The organism is Nibribacter ruber (genome assembly GCF_009913235.1).
GTDB classification, from domain to species: domain Bacteria; phylum Bacteroidota; class Bacteroidia; order Cytophagales; family Hymenobacteraceae; genus Nibribacter; species Nibribacter ruber.
The window spans coordinates 3044852-3060237 of record NZ_CP047897.1; the positions used below are offsets into that span (position 1 = coordinate 3044852).

At 51.8% G+C, this 15386-nt stretch carries 8 protein-coding genes and 1 tRNA gene; 8 read left to right on the forward strand and 1 reads right to left on the reverse strand.

All coding sequences use genetic code 11. The features are described from left to right. Positions 1-141: 141 nt before the first annotated feature. From GU926_RS12845 to GU926_RS12880, 8 genes are all read left to right on the forward strand, one after another. Complete coding sequence (locus tag GU926_RS12845; protein WP_160692495.1) at positions 142-1524, forward strand: sigma-54-dependent transcriptional regulator; 1383 nt, start codon at positions 142-144, stop codon at positions 1522-1524. Next, complete coding sequence (locus GU926_RS12850; RefSeq protein WP_160692497.1) at positions 1514-2872, forward strand: sensor histidine kinase; 1359 nt, start codon at positions 1514-1516, stop codon at positions 2870-2872. Before GU926_RS12845 ends, GU926_RS12850 begins: the two co-directional genes overlap by 11 nt. 211 nt (positions 2873-3083) lie before the next feature. After that, entirely contained in the window at positions 3084-4346 is a 1263-nt protein-coding gene (locus GU926_RS12855) for a carboxypeptidase-like regulatory domain-containing protein (RefSeq protein WP_160692499.1), read from the forward strand. A gap of 311 nt (positions 4347-4657) precedes the next feature. Further along, positions 4658-6631 carry a DUF3857 domain-containing protein gene (locus GU926_RS12860; RefSeq protein ID WP_160692501.1) on the forward strand — a complete coding sequence of 658 codons (1974 nt, stop codon included), beginning with the start codon at positions 4658-4660 and terminating at the stop codon, positions 6629-6631. A 180-nt stretch (positions 6632-6811) separates the two neighbouring features. Further along, positions 6812-8854, forward strand: coding sequence for a DUF3857 and transglutaminase domain-containing protein (locus tag GU926_RS12865; RefSeq protein ID WP_160692503.1), 2043 nt, complete (start codon positions 6812-6814; stop codon positions 8852-8854). A 30-nt stretch (positions 8855-8884) separates the two neighbouring features. Further along, positions 8885-10801, forward strand: a complete 1917-nt coding sequence (locus GU926_RS12870) for a DUF3857 domain-containing protein (RefSeq protein WP_160692505.1) — start codon at positions 8885-8887, stop codon at positions 10799-10801. Between the two features lie 114 nt (positions 10802-10915). Beyond that, entirely contained in the window at positions 10916-12949 is a 2034-nt protein-coding gene (locus GU926_RS12875) for a DUF3857 domain-containing protein (protein WP_160692507.1), read from the forward strand. 240 nt (positions 12950-13189) lie between these two features. Beyond that, positions 13190-15094, forward strand: coding sequence for a DUF3857 domain-containing protein (locus GU926_RS12880; RefSeq protein WP_160692509.1), 1905 nt, complete (start codon positions 13190-13192; stop codon positions 15092-15094). 106 nt (positions 15095-15200) lie between these two features. Here GU926_RS12880 and GU926_RS12885 read toward each other — a convergent pair. Continuing rightward, positions 15201-15274, reverse strand: a tRNA-Pro gene (locus GU926_RS12885). Positions 15275-15386: the final 112 nt, after the last annotated feature.

The window sequence follows — 15386 nt, forward strand, 5'->3', positions numbered from 1 at the left end:
CCAGCGGACACTTTTTTGTTCAACGCCGGACACATCCTGTAGCTTATTTTGTACATTCACCTTGCCAGCAGGCATATAGGGTATTTTCTATCTTCTGGCACAGTTTAGGTGTAGCATCCAGTAAACTCAACCCAGACCGCCGTGCAACCAACCTTAGGCAAAATCCTGATTATAGATGACAACGAGGACGTGCTGTTCTCGGCTAAGATGCTTTTGAAAAAGCACGCCCAGCAGGTGCTCATTGAGAAAGACCCGCGCAAGATTCCGTTCCTGCTCAATCATGATACCTATGACCTGATTCTGCTGGACATGAACTTCACCGAGGACATTTCCAGTGGCAACGAAGGCTTCTTCTGGCTCAAGGAGATTCTGGCCCGCGACCCCAGCGCCGTGGTGATTATGATTACCGCCTTCGGGGATGTGGAAATGGCGGTGCGGGCATTGAAAGAAGGCGCCACGGATTTTGTGCTCAAGCCCTGGCAGAACGAAAAACTGATTGCCACGCTCACGTCAGCTTCTCGGCTTAAAAGCTCCTACAAAGAAATCTCCTCGCTCAAGAAAACCAACTCGGCGCTGGCGTCTCAATTGAACCAGAATGTAGACTTGGTGACCGGTAAAAGCCCGGCCATGCAACAGCTCTTGCACCTCATGCACCGCGTGGCCAAAACCGATGCGGATGTGTTACTCCTGGGGGAAAACGGAACCGGGAAAGAAGTCATCGCCCGCGCTTTGCACCAAGAATCGGCCCGCGCTGATAAAGTGTTTATTACCGTAGACATGGGCGCCGTCACTGAGACCCTGTTTGAAAGCGAGTTGTTCGGGCATAAGAAAGGCGCGTTCACAGATGCCAAGGAAGACCGCGTAGGCCGTTTTGAAATGGCGAACGGCGGTACCTTGTTCCTGGACGAAATTGGTAACCTGTCCATGGCCATGCAAGCCAAACTGCTCACCGTCCTGCAACGCCGTGAGGTGATTCGCGTGGGCACCGGTCAGCCTATTCCCATAGATGTGCGTTTGATTTGTGCGACCAACATGCCTTTGCAGCAGATGGTGGCGCAGGGGCAGTTCAGGCAAGACTTGCTGTACCGCATCAATACCATTGAACTTCATTTACCACCCCTGCGCAACCGCTTAGAGGATTTGCCATTACTGGTAGAACATTTCCTGCAACGCTACGCCCAGAAGTACAAGCAACCGGCCAAGTCGGTGTCAGAGTCGGCGCTGGATAGGCTCAAGCGCTATGATTGGCCCGGCAACATCCGCGAGCTGGAGCACGTGCTGGAGCGGGCCTCCATCATTTCAGAGAATCACGTGTTGCAACCCCAGGATTTCTTCTTCTTGCAGGTTCAACAGCAGGCGCTACATTCAAATACGGCCTCCCAAACGCATAACTTGGACGAGATGGAGAAAGCCACCGTGGTCAAGGCCATGAGTAAATACGACGGCAATATCTCCAAGGCGGCCAAGGAGCTAGGTTTGTCACGCGCCTCTCTCTATAGAAGACTGGAGAAGTATGGGCTTTAGGAACTTCCGGTTTCAGATAGTAGTGCGCGTGCTGTTGCTTGTGGCCACCGTGTTTGTGTTCTTCAAAATAGGGTTTAACGCAACGCTGGTCAGTACGCAAATCTTTGTGGGCCTTTTGATTTCCGGACAGACCGTCGCACTCATCGTGTTCATGGAGCGCACTACCAACCGACTCATCAAGTTTCTAAACACCATCAAGTATGATGATTTCACCGAGGTCTTCACTAGCAGGGGCGAGGGCGAGAAGTTTGACGAGCTGTACAAAAGCTACAATGAGGTCATCAAGAAATTCAAAGACATCCGCTCAGAGAAAGAAGCCACCACGCACTACTTCCAGGCGGTGGTTCAGCACATTGGCATCGGCATTCTCACCTTCAAGAAATCCGGTGAAGTACAGCTCATGAACAACGCGGCCAAGTGTTTATTGCAAGTGCCCAGGCTGGAGCAAATAGAACATCTGCGTGCGGTTTCTCCGCAGTTGGTAGAGCAACTTCTTACCCTCCCCGCCGGACAAAGCGCCGTGCTTAAACTGCCGCACGGCAAAGAGCGTGTGCCCGTTTCTCTATATGCTGTGGATTTAGTCCTGCGTGGCGAGGACTTTCGGTTGGTCTCCATCCAGAATATTCAGCGCGAACTGGAGGACAAGGAGATGGAAGCCTGGCAGAACCTCATTCGCGTGCTCACCCATGAAATCATGAACTCGGTGACGCCCATCGCCTCTCTGGCCGGGAGCGTGGCCGCCGATGTGCAGGACTACCTGGAGGCCCAGCCTGGCACTCAAATCTGCTTGGAGCGCGAAGAAACCGAAGACATGGGCTTGGCTCTGCAAACTATTGAAAAACGCAGTCAGGGCTTGGTACGCTTTGTCAACGACTTTAGAAGCCTAGCCCGCGTGCCCACGCCCAAAAAGCAATTATTCTCTGTGGAGGAAATGCTCAAACAGTTGCAGTTGCTGTTTCAAGAAGAAGTAGCGCATGAAAACATTCTGTTCATTGTGAACTGCCGGCCAGCTTCCTTAACCGTCCTAGCCGACCGCGAACTGTTGGAGCAAGTGCTCATTAACCTGGTGCGCAACGCCATTCATGCCCTGGCAGACCAGCCTAACAAGACGCTGCAACTAGAAGCCTTTCAAGACGAGGACAGCCGCACGGTCTTACAGGTCTCAGATAATGGCACGGGTATTTCTGAAGAGGCGCAAGAGCAGATTTTCCTGCCGTTTTATACCACCAAGCCCACCGGATCGGGCATTGGATTGAGCTTGTCTAAGCAGATTATGCGGTTGCACAAAGGGTCTTTGTCGGTGAGTTCAGAGTTGAGCAAGGGCACTACGTTTACGCTTCGTTTTTAAGCTGTTTTCCAGGAAATAGGCTAAAAACGATGCTTCCTGCTTCTGGTATTTTATTTTCAAGGACAATACCTGTTCACGTTTGCACAGCGCCCGTTTCAAGCAGCAAGTGGACGGAATGATCAGGCGTTTTTAGGCACTTTTTGTTAAAATAGGTTAAAAACGACAAATGTTGTCAATGGCACATTATCTTAGGGAGATAATACATAGCCTCATGTTTCCTTTCTCTCGTCTAGGTGTAGCCTGTCTGTTGTGGGTTTCGGTTCTAGTTGGTTTGCCTGGTAAAAGTCTTGCGCAAGGCACAGGAACTGTCATAGGCAGCACGGTTGACACCGAGGCCAACCAGCCGCTGGGGTTTGCCACGGTCTTCATTGCGCAGACTACCTATGGCACTATGGCCGCAGAGAACGGCAGCTTTAAACTACCTAACCTTCCGGCGGGCAAGCATGAGCTGGTAGTGTCCTATCTTGGCTATGAGACCGTAACCTATGCGTTCACGCTGCAGCCGGGCCAGGAGCTGAAAATCAAAGTAGGCCTTACGCCCAAACCCAACGCTCTGCAGGAAGTGGTCATCACCAAAGACCCGCATTGGCGAGAAAACTACGCGGTGTTTGTGAAGCATTTTCTGGGCAATTCGGTGCTGGCGAAGAAAGCACGCATTTTAAACTCAGAAGCTTTGTATTTTGAGTACATCCCTGCCACCAACGTCCTCACCGCCGAGGCCTCAGAAGCCCTCATCATTGAAAACAAGGAACTGGGCTACAAGCTGCACTTTCTGCTAAAAGAGTTTAGAGCAGATTTCAAGAACCAAAAAATCTTCCATGCCGGCTACCCCAGGTTTGAGCCCATGGTGGCAAAAAACGAAGGCCAGCGAAAGCGTTGGGAGAAAGCGCGCTTAGCGGCGTACAATGGATCTGTCATGCATTTTGTAAGAGCCTTACACACCAAGACCTTGAGGCAGGAGGGCTTTAGCGTGCGCCGCCTGCAACGTTTGCCCAACCCTGACCGGCTGCCAGAGGCGCAGATACAGGCCGGCCTGAAACGCTGGCGACCCAAAGGCAGAATTGCCATTGTGCAAAGTTCTTCCAACGCCCAAACCCAGGATAGTCTCAATTACTGGTTCCAAATGTCTAGGGTAGACAAAATAATGGAAGTGGTGCACAATGACCTGGTACCCTATGAGAACATGGTGCAGAGAGAGGCCGGCAGCAATCTGCTCCTGCTTCATTTCCAGGATTTTCTGCAAGTGGTGTACACGGGTGAGAAGGAGGAGCCGGAATATTTAGAGTCGCGCCCGTTTATGCCCAACCGTAAACCCTCTTTTCAGACATCGGTGCTTTCACTCTTGGAGCCCTTCACGTACCTGGAGCCCAAGGGCATGATCCTCAATCCTTATTCGTTCCTGGTGGAAGGGTACTGGGGCTGGGAGAAACTAGCCGAGATGCTGCCCCTGGACTATGCGCCTGTAAGCGAGTAAGTACGGAGAAACAGATAATGCATTTTACGGGAGACTGCTAAACGATATCCTGTCTATTTTATTTTGCCATAGGTTGGGATTCTGTTATTGATTTTCCTTAATTTTATTGGAGTTTCTGAAAAGGGACTCCATTTTTTATGTACCGGGTGCTCCGCAGCCCTCCGCTTCTGTCTTACTTCCCTTCCTTCGCCTGGCCTCTTCCCCTGAAGCACGCTAGCCTAAAAACTTACTAAATATTCTATTCAATGGGCTTCTGGGCAGTTTCTGCCGTGGCCAGATTTATATTAATTTTCTTCTATATTTTTTAAAGCATGCACAGTTCTATACTTTCTTGGGCTAAACTCACCTTATTGTTAGCCGTTTTTCTTGTGAGTCTTTCTGCCGCCGCCCAGCCGGTGCCCGTCAAGTTTGGGGAGGTGACCCCAGAGGAAGTAAAAATGAAAGTCTATGAAAAGGACACTGCCGCCGCGGCTGTGGTGCTGGTAGACTTCGGGGATTCTTACTTCACGTTTGTGGGAGGGGAGTTCAAACTGGTGTTTCAGAGAACCCTTCGCCTGAAGATTCTTAAAAAAGCCGGCTATGACCGGGCCAACATAGAGATACCCTACCTGTACGGCAACTCCTCTGCCAAAGAATTTGTGACCCGGGTAAAAGCCACCACCTACAACTGGGAGAACGGCACCGTGGTGGCCACGCCCCTGGACAGCAAATCCATCTTGGACGAAAAGAAGCACGACCACCTGTATGTAAAGAAGCTAGCCTTGCCAGCCGTCAAGGAAGGCTCCCTGTTGGACATCACCTACACGGTCAACTCAGACTTCTTCATGAAGTTCAATGACTGGACGTTTCAAGAGTCCATTCCTACGGCGCACAGTGAGTACAGAGCCGCCATCCCAGAATACTTTGAATACAAGCAGTACGTACAGGGGCATGAACCCATGCAGGTGAGAGAGTCCAAGAAAGGCAACATGAAACACGGCACCGCCACCACCAATGAGTACCGGTGGGTCATGAAAGACGTGCCGGCGCTGGTCTCTGAGGCCTATATTACCACCGTGGCAGACCACGTTTCCAGAATAGAGTTTGAGCTGGAGTGGATAAAGATTCCTGGCAGCCGGCACCAGCAGGTATCGGGTTCGTGGGGCAGCTTTACCAAAAGCCTGATCAATGAAGAGAACTTTGGGGGCCAGTTGGGCAAGGCAGGCTTTCTGAAGGCAGAAGTGGCTTCTTTTGCTTCCATCAAGGACACCATGGAGCGGGTGAACACCATTTATAACTTTGTGAAAGACCGCATTGAATGGAACAAGAGCACGGGCATTCTGGCCAGCAACAGCCTGCGCAAAACCTATGACAGCAAAACCGGAAGCGCCGCCGACATCAATCTGCTCCTGATTGCCTTGCTCAAAGAAGCCGGAGTAGAGGCCTGGCCCGTAGTGCTCAGCACGCGTGACAACGGCCACATTCCGCAGCACTCGCCCCTGATCAGTAGGTTCAACTACGTGGTGGGAAGTGTAGTGGTAGGCGGGAAGACCTTGCTGATGGATGCTACAGACCCCATGCGCCCCTTGGGTTTACTGCCTCAGAACTGCTTAAATGGAAAAGGCTGGCAGGTAACAACCGGCGGCGGCGAGTGGATTCCTCTGCAAACCGGAGACAAAACCATGGAAGCCTTTAGCGCAGACCTGCACGTGCTGCCCAACGGCACCCTGCGCGGAACGGTAAGAGAGTCGTCCAGCGGCTACGCTGGATTTAACCAGAGACGCACGGTGAAAGACATGGGAGAGCCCAAGTACCTGGAGGCGTTCACCAACAGCCAGAGCAACTTTACGCGCAAGAAGCCCGTGGTGCAAAACCTTCAGGAGCTAAGACAGCCTTTCAACCTAGAGTATGAGGTCTTAAACGAGGGAGGCGCCCAGGCCAAGGACATCATCTACCTGCATCCCATGGCACTAAAGACGCCGGCAGACAACCCCTTTAAACTGCAGGAGCGCAAATATCCGGTAGACTTTGCCTTTGCCAAAGAAGAAGTCTTTATGTGCTCTTTCACCATTCCAGAGGGTTATGTGGTAGAGGAACTGCCCAAGAGCGCGGTGATTTCTCTGCCAGAGAACAAGGGCAAGTTCACCTACATGCTGCAGGCCCAGGGAAACAAAGTGCAGGTAATTAGCAAGGTGGTCATCTCCAATCCTGTGTTTTATGCCCAGGAGTATGCTTTCCTGAAGCAGTTCTACGCCCAGATACTGGCCAAGCAGGCAGAGCAGATTGTGCTCAGAAAGAAAAGCTAAGATGAATGGCCCTTTAGCATGGGCATCCATTTTTCTGCTTCAAATAAGGAGCCTTGCTCTTATAGGCGCTTCCATAAAAAAATATGCCCCTTTACATTAACCATTTTATTTTTCATGTTATAAATCAACTGTTTGGCTTTTAAACCAATACCGTTTACCATTCTATCTAAACCCTCTAGTATGCATAACCCTACCCGCTTGCCTTTAAAGGGCATGTTGCTGGTGCTTTGCTTGCTGGGTAGTTTCCTGGCCATGGCCCAGGACGCCCCAGTTAAATATGGCAAAGTGTCTGAAGAAGAAGTCAAGATGAAGGTCTATGACAAAGACACCGCCGCCGCTGCCGTGATCCTGGCAGACTACGGCCGCTCTTTCTTTACCGTGGTCAATAATGACATGAAGCTCAATTTTGAGCGAACCATGCGCATAAAAGTCCTGAAGAAGGCGGGCTATGAGTGGGCAAACGTAACGGTGCCCTTTTACCAGCAGAGTTCTAGTAGCAAAGAAGCGGTCACCAACATCAAAGCCACCACCTACAACCTGGAGAACGGGCAGGTGGTGAAGGTGAAGATGGAGAACAATGCCATCTTTGAGGAAAAAGAAAGCGAGCATTGGTACAACAAGAAGTTTACCTTGCCAGCGGTCAAGGAAGGATCTGTGTTGGAGGTGTCTTACATGGTAAGTTCAGAGTTCTTCTTCAACTTCAGAGACTGGACTTTCCAGAGCTCCGTTCCGGTAGTGCACAGTGAGTACCGGGCTTCCATCCCTGAGTTTTATGAGTACAAGAATTACCTGCAGGGGTATGAACCGCTCCTGGTGAACGAGGTGTTGCCGGGCTCGGTTAATTTTACCTTTAGAACTGACGCTGAGGTGGGAGCTGGAATGAATGCCTCCAGAACCTCTGGTTACAATGAAACCTATCCGGCTAAAACCATGAACCACCGGTGGGTGATGAAAGATCTGCCGGCCATTGCGCCAGAGTCTCATATCACCACCATTCGGGACTATATATCCAAGATTGAGTTTGAGCTGGAGTGGATAAGATACCCGCAACAGCTGCCTAAGCGCGTAGCAGGTAACTGGAATAAGCTCACTGAAGAATTCCTGCTGGAAGACCGTTTTGGCGCGCAATTGAACCGCACCGGCTACTTTAAAAATGAGGTGGCCGCCTTGCAATCTGTCAAAGACACGCTGGAGAAGGTAAGCGCCATCTACGACTATGTGAAGAAGAACGTGAAGTGGAATGGCAGCGCCGGCGTGCTGGCTACCAACACCCTGCGCAAAGCCTTTGACACCAAATCTGGCAATGCCGCCGACATTAACCTCATGCTGGTAGCCATGTTGCGTGAAGCTGGACTGGAGTCTTATCCTGTCGTGTTGAGCACGCGTGACCACGGCAGAGTGCCCACCCACGCGCCCATGCTTAACAAGTTTAACTATGTGGTGGCATTTGTAAAAACACCTAAGGGCGATCTTTTAGTGGATGCAACTGATCCTTTTATGCCGCTGGGACAGATGCCTAAGCACTGCTTGAACGGGCAGGGCTGGTTGGTAGCCAAAGACCAGGGTTCTTGGATTCCATTGGTGCCTCAAGGCAGGTCTACTTCCTTGCTAAATGCAGAATTGCAAATCCTGCCAACAGGTGTCTTGAGCGGCAAGGTGCAGGAATCAAGCAGTGGGTTATTGGCTGTGAACATGCGCAATGCTGTGCACGAGACCGGCGAGGTCAAGTTCCTGGAGAACCTGGTCAGCGCTCAAAACCAATTTGAACGCAAGAAGCCTGTTCTAAAGGACTTTGCCCATGTGCAGAAACCTATTTCTCTGGAGTATGAGATTTCCAGCACCGGAGACGCTCAATCCAAAGACATCATCTACGTGAACCCCATGCTCCTCAAAGCCAGAGAGGAGAACCCGTTCAAACACACAGAGCGCAAGTATCCGGTTGACTTCGGGCACGGCAGTGAAGAAGTGTACGTGTGTAACTTCACCATTCCAGAAGGCTATGTGGTTGAAGAAATGCCCAAGGGCGTCATAATGGCCCTGCCAGAGAACGGCGGTAAGTTTACCTATATGCTACAGCAGAACGGCAACAAGGTGCAGGTGATGAGCAAGGTGACCATTTCGCGGCCTATCTTCTATGTGCAGGAATATGAGGCGCTCAAGCAGTTCTACGCGCAGATAGTAGCCAAGCACGCAGAACAGATTGTGCTTAAAAAGAAAATCTAGAACCGTTTTTAGGGCATTTCCCCGGAATTTATGAAAAACTGGATATTAGCTGTTGGGGTGGTGGTACTGTCATGTACTGCTGCCAGTGCCGGAGAGCCTTCTTTTTCGGCGCTCTCCATTGATGCCTCGCTTAAGAAAGGAGCCAATGCCGTGGTGCGCGCAGATGAAACGGTGTTTACCGTGCATTCGCCGCAGGCAGCCTCGCAAAAGAACCGCCAAGTCATCACGGTCCTGAATGAAAATGGCAAAGACCACGCAGAACTGGTGGTGCACTATGACAAGCTCAGCAAGGTGGACTACATCAAAGGCACCGTGTATGATGTGATGGGCAAGAAGGTAAAAACACTCAAGAACTCAGACATCATTGACGTGAGCGCCGTGAGCAACGGTGCCTTGTTTGAAGACAATCGCATGAAAGTGGCCAGGTTGTCCATGCCCAGCTACCCGTACACCGTGGAGTATGAGTACCAGACCAGTTCCAACAACCTGTTGTTCTACCCCACGTGGTACCCCATTGCCTCTGAGAAGCTGGCCGTGGAGCAAGCCTATTTCCAAGTGTCCATGCCAGCAGGCATGACGCTGCGGTACCGTGAGCTCAACCTGCCGGTAAAGGCAGAAACCTCTGAGGCCGCCGGAAGAAAACTGTATAGCTGGACGGTGAAGAACATTTCGCCTTTAGAGGTAGAACCCATGGGCCCCAGCTACAGAGACGTGATCCCGATGGTGTTCACTGCGCCTTCAGACTTTGAGGTGCAGGGCTACAAAGGCAACATGGCCACCTGGTCTGACCTGGGTAAATGGATCAACCTTTTGAACGCTGGCAGAGACCAGTTGCCAGAAGCCACCAAAGAGCATATCAAGACGTTGACCGCCTCTTTGCCAGATCCCAAAGCCAAAGCCGAAGCCGTGTACAATTACATGCAAAACAAAACCCGGTACGTGGCCATACAGCTGGGAATTGGCGGATGGCAACCGTTTGAGGCCACCATGGTAGATTCTAAAGGCTACGGCGACTGCAAGGCCCTAAGCAATTACACCAAGTCTTTGCTAGAGGCGGCGGGCGTGCCCAGTTATTATGCCCTCATCAAGGGCGGGGAAGACCAGTTGCCCATCATGGCAGACTTTCCTAGCAGCCAGTTCAACCACGTGGTGCTGTGCGTTCCCATGGCCAAAGATACGCTGTGGCTGGAATGCACCAGCCAGACCGAGGACGCCGGCTACACGGGTTCCTTCACCGGTGACCGCCAGGCGCTGTTGATTACCCCAGAAGGTGGCGTGTTGGTGAAAACCCCGCAGTTCAAGGCCAAGGACAACGGGCAGTTCAGGACGGTGAAGGTGAAGTTGAACGCCCAGGGCGGCGCCGTGGCAGAAGCCACCACGCTGTTCACGGGCAGCCAGCATGAAGACAGAAAAAGCATCATGCACCATTACACCCCAGAAGACCAACTGAAATGGATTTACAAAAACACCCATATTCCGGCATTTGAAATCAAGAAATTCACGCTCAACCAGGTGTCCAAGACCAGCGCCCCGCAAATGAAGGAAACCCTGCAGCTGGATCTGCCCCGAGTAGCCTCCATCAGTGGCAAGCGCCTGTTCATCACGCCCAACCTCATGAACCGCTGGACCTACGTGCCCCCTACTACAGAGAACCGGAAGCAGGACGTGGTTTGGTCAGATGCCTTCTATGACACAGACACGGTGGAGTTTGAGATTCCGGCGGGGTACCTGCCAGAGAGCGTTCCGCAGCCCGTGAAAATCTCCTCTTTGTTTGGCGAATATACGGCCCAGGTACAAGTAAAGGCTGGCCGTCTGGTGTACGTGCGTGAACTCACCATGCACAAAAGCCGTCATGCCCCAGCCAAGTACCAGGAGTTGGTCAACTTCTTAAAACAGGTTTCTAAGGCAGACCAGCAGCAAGTAGTGTTGGCCGCCACGCCGTCTTAATTTTTAATCTGCCGTTTTTGGCTTGTTTTCCAGGAAAGAGGCCAAAAACGGCCCATCGCCTCCTGCTCTGGCACTACTAGGGCAGGAGGCTTTTTACGCGTTTACTAGTTCCAAATGAAAACCAAGAATACCTCACCCGCCTTTTTTGCCAAAACCTCTTGTCTGTTGTTTTTCCTAGTGAGCCTGCCCTTGCTGGGCTGGAGCCAGGACCCGCTCAAAATGGGCCAGACCACCAATGAAGAACTGAACATGAAGGTGTACGCCCAGGACACCAGTGCCGCCGCCGTGGTCTTGTATGACTACGGGCACACGTCGTTCCTGTACACCAAAGGCACCCAGGTGCAGCTCAAACGACTGCTACGCATTAAAATTCTTAAGAAGGCCGGGCTGGACCAGGCCAACATCAGTATTCCCTACTACCGAAAAGACTTCAGCAACAAAGAAGAAGTGCTGGAGCTGAAAGGCATGACCTACAACCTGGAAGGCGGGAAGATTGAAAAAGTGAAGCTAGACGACAAGGCAGTCTTTGAGGAAAAGGCAGACGTGAACTGGTATGTGAAGAAAATTGCCATGCCCAACGTGAAAGTGGGCTCTGTGATTGAGATTTCCTACACCATCAAGTCACCGTATCTCTACAGCCTTCGCGACTGGACGTTTCAGGCTGAAATTCCAGTGGCCTGGAGCGAGTACCGCATGAACATGATGCCTTTCTATGAGTACACGCACCTCTTGCACGGCTTCCAGAGATACCACCTGGAAGACATGAAGGTGATTAGCCAGACCATTGCCTTTAACTGGGAGGAGGACATGGGCCACACTTCCCTGCAGAAGTGTGGCTCACAAGTGTACAAGATTGCGCAGTACCGCTGGGTCATGAAAGACGTACCTGCTTTTACCGAGGAGCCCTACATGACCGGCGTACAGGACTATCTCTCTAAGCTGGAGTTCATGCTCACCAAGATACAGTACCCAGAGCGGGAGCCAGAGTACATGGCCAGCAGTTGGGACGGGCTGGCCAAAGAACTGCAGAAAGAGGAACAGTTTGGCCTTCAGTTACAAAATACCGCCGGCTTTAAGAAGACCGTTGACCAGGCCACGGCCGCCAGCACAGACGTGTTGTCTAAAGCCAAAGCCATTGACGCCTACGTGAAAAACCAGATGGTCTGGGATGGCATGAACAGCTTCTACTCAGAGAACATAAAAAAGGCGCATGAAGCCCACAAAGGATCATCTGCTGATATTAACCTGCTGTTGGTAGCCTTGCTCCGCGAAGCCGGCCTGGACGCCCATCCTATGTTGGTGAGTACCCGCAGCCATGGCAGCGCCGCCACCAACATGCCTATGCTCTCCAAGTTCAACTACGTCATTGCCGCGGTAAAAGTAGGTGAGGCTACCCATCTACTAGATGCCACGGAGCGGGAACTGCCGTTTGGCGTGCTGCCGTACCGCTGCCTGAACGGGCAGGGCTGGGTGACCAACCTGCCGGCGGGCAAATGGCTGCCCCTCAAAAACAATGACCGCAACGTGCAACTGGTGTCTGCTCACATGGAGATTAAACCCACCGGCGAAGTGACGGGCAAGATGGAAGAGTCTTACAGCGGCCTGTCTGCCCACCAGATGCGTGCCAGCATCAAAGCACAAGGTAAAGAAGACTACCTCCAGAAACTGACCTCCAAAGACCCAGACTGGACCCGTCAAGAAATGAACCTGGCCAACCTGGAGAAGCATGACGCTGACTTGAAAGCCACCTACAAACTGCACCGTGTAGGAGAGGCACAACCCGTGCACCTGTTGTACGTGTCACCCATGCTCAATCATGCCACAGAGCAGAATCCATTTAAACTGGCCAACCGCTTGTTTCCCATTGACTTCGCCACGCCCACAGATGAGACCTACGTGTTTACCTATGTGCTGCCCACCGGTTATGAGGTAGAGGAAATGCCCAAGGGCCTCAACGTCTCTCTGCCAGACAATTCTGCTAGGTTCAGTTACCTGGTGCAGGTGACGGACGGTAAGTTGCAGATCATGAGCAAGCTCAACATCAACAAGCCCGTTTTCACTGCCAAAGAATACCAGGACCTGCGCGAACTCTACAGCCGCATGGTAGCCAAGCACGCCGAGAAAGTGGTGCTGCGCAAGAAGTCTTAAGCCCATCGTTTTTGGGCTGTTTTCCAGGAAACAGGCCAAAAACGATGCTTCTTTCTATGTTGTGTTAGGCAACCGTCTGTTATCAATTCAATTATTTTTATTTCTATGAAATCCCTCCCCCGTCTCTCTGGGGGCTTTGCAAGACCCTGGATGTTGTTTTGGTTTTTAGCCGTTCTGCCCCTTATTAGCTGGGCGCAAGACCCTCTCAAGCTTGGTCAGGTAACGGATGAGGAACTAAAGATGAAAACCTACGCTCCAGATACCAGCGCCGCCGCCGTGGTGTTGTATGATTATGGGCAGTCATCGTTCATCTTCACCAAAGGCACGCAGGTACAGTACAAGCGCACCGTCAGGATTAAGGTTTTACAGAAAGCCGGCCTGGAGCACGCCAACATCATCATTCCGTACTATCGTCAAAACAGAGACAACCAGGAACAGGTGGTAGAGGTGAAGGGCTTTGCCTACAACCTGGAGGGTGGTAAGAAAGTGGCCAGCAAACTGGATGAGACCGCCATCTTTGACGAACAGGTGAACGCCAACTGGTATCAGAAGAAACTCACGCTGCCCAACGTGAAGGTGGGTTCTGTGCTGGAGTACACCTATACTCTCACCTCAGACTTTCTGTACAACCTGCGGGAATGGGAGTTTCAGAAAGACGTGCCTGTGAAGTGGAGCGAGTACCGCGTAGACATGGTGCCCATGTTTGAGTACAAGCAGATGGTGCATGGGTTTCATCCCTTTCACTTGAGAGAAAGCAAAGAGTCAAAAGTGGGCGTTCCCATTAACTGGCACACTGAAAGAAACACCTCCTTCTCCACCGAACGTGGCATCTTGTACATGACCGTGACGCAGTACCGCTGGGTGATGAAAGACGTGCCGGCGTTCAGGCAGGAGGCCTATCTCACCAATTCTACAGACTACACCTCTAAGATTGTGTTTGAGCTGGCCAAGGTGCAGTACCCAGACCAGGAACCCCGGTTCATGGCAGTAGGTTGGGAAGACTTTACCCAGGAAATGCTCAAAGAGGAAAATTTCGGGAAACTGCTTACCAGCAACCCCGCTTATTTCAAGAAGGTTGTCCAGTCATTGGCGCTGGAGGAAAACGCAGACAAGCTGGCCCGGCTACAGGCCGTGTACGCGTACGTGCAAAAGCACATGCAATGGGACAAAAGGCAGCGTACCACGGCAGATGATTTAAAGACAGCGCATGAAGCCCGCACCGGCTCCTCAGCTGACATTAACCTGCTGCTGACGGCCCTGCTGCGGGAAGCGGGCTTAGTGGCCCAGCCCATGTTGGTGAGTACCAGAAACCACGGACTTCCGCCCGGAAGAACGCCCATGCTCAACAAATTCAACTATGTTATTAGCTGCGTCACCCTTGACGGCAAAGACTACCTGTTAGATGCCACAGAGCCATCCCTGGCCATGGGTATGCTACCGTACCGCTGCCTCAACGGCAAAGGCTGGGTGGTAGAAGAACCGGCCGGCCGGTGGGTGGCGCTGCAGGGCCTAGACCGAAACACCCAGTTGGTCTCCGCCAAAATGGAGGTGAAGCCCACCGGCGAGGTGACAGGCACCCTGGAAGAAAGTTACCTGGGAGTGCCCGCCCTGCAACTGCGGGACAAAATCAACAGCCAGGGCCAGGAAGACTACCTCAAGAGCCTGGGCAACGCCGGCGCCGACTGGACCTGGGAACAAATCAAGCTGACGCACCTGGAAGAACCGGCCAAGCCGCTTAAAACGAGTTATCAACTGCAAAAAACCGGCGAAGGAAAGGCCAGCGAAGTCTTGTACCTGCCTGCCATGCTGGTGCATGCAAAGCAAGAGAACCCGTTTAAGGCAGCCACCCGCCAATACCCAGTGGATTTTTCTACGCCCATAGATGAGACCTACGTACTCCAGTACCAACTACCGCAGGGCTATGAGGTGGAGGAACTGCCGCAGCCGGTCAATCTGCTGTTGCCCAACGGCGCTGCTAAATTCAATTACCAGGCCCAAGTGACCAACGGCAAACTGCAGATCATCAGTAAACTGGCCATCAACAAGACTGTCTTTTCGCCGGAGGAGTATGCGAGCCTTCGGGAATTCTTTAGTTTGATGGTAGCCAAGCACGCTGAGAAAGTGGTACTCAGAAAGAAATCCTAAACCTTCCGTTTTTGGGCTGTTTTCTTGAAAACAGCCCAAAAACGGAGATCAACCTCACAAAAAAAGCCCGTGGCTCTTAAAAGAACCACGGGCTTTTCTGTATCCGTCGGAATGGCAGGATTTGAACCTGCGACCTCCAGCACCCCATGCTGGCGCGATACCAGGCTACGCTACATCCCGATCTTGTATCTGTTACAAAGTAAACGAAAAAAAAGTAGATGCAAAAGTAGATGCTGCTGAATAATATTATCAGAAAATGCAGCTTCCTTGCTCTGTGGCCGCAAAACTGGTG

Coding starts and splice junctions, on each gene's coding strand:
- GU926_RS12855 (WP_160692499.1), top strand. CDS start 3,084: ATGTTTCCTTTCTCTCGTCTAGGTGTAGCCTGTCTGTTGTGGGTTTCG.
- GU926_RS12875 (WP_160692507.1), top strand. CDS start 10,916: ATGAAAACCAAGAATACCTCACCCGCCTTTTTTGCCAAAACCTCTTGT.
- GU926_RS12865 (WP_160692503.1), top strand. CDS start 6,812: ATGCATAACCCTACCCGCTTGCCTTTAAAGGGCATGTTGCTGGTGCTT.
- GU926_RS12880 (WP_160692509.1), top strand. CDS start 13,190: ATGAAAACCTACGCTCCAGATACCAGCGCCGCCGCCGTGGTGTTGTAT.
- GU926_RS12850 (WP_160692497.1), top strand. CDS start 1,514: ATGGGCTTTAGGAACTTCCGGTTTCAGATAGTAGTGCGCGTGCTGTTG.
- GU926_RS12870 (WP_160692505.1), top strand. CDS start 8,885: ATGAAAAACTGGATATTAGCTGTTGGGGTGGTGGTACTGTCATGTACT.
- GU926_RS12860 (WP_160692501.1), top strand. CDS start 4,658: ATGCACAGTTCTATACTTTCTTGGGCTAAACTCACCTTATTGTTAGCC.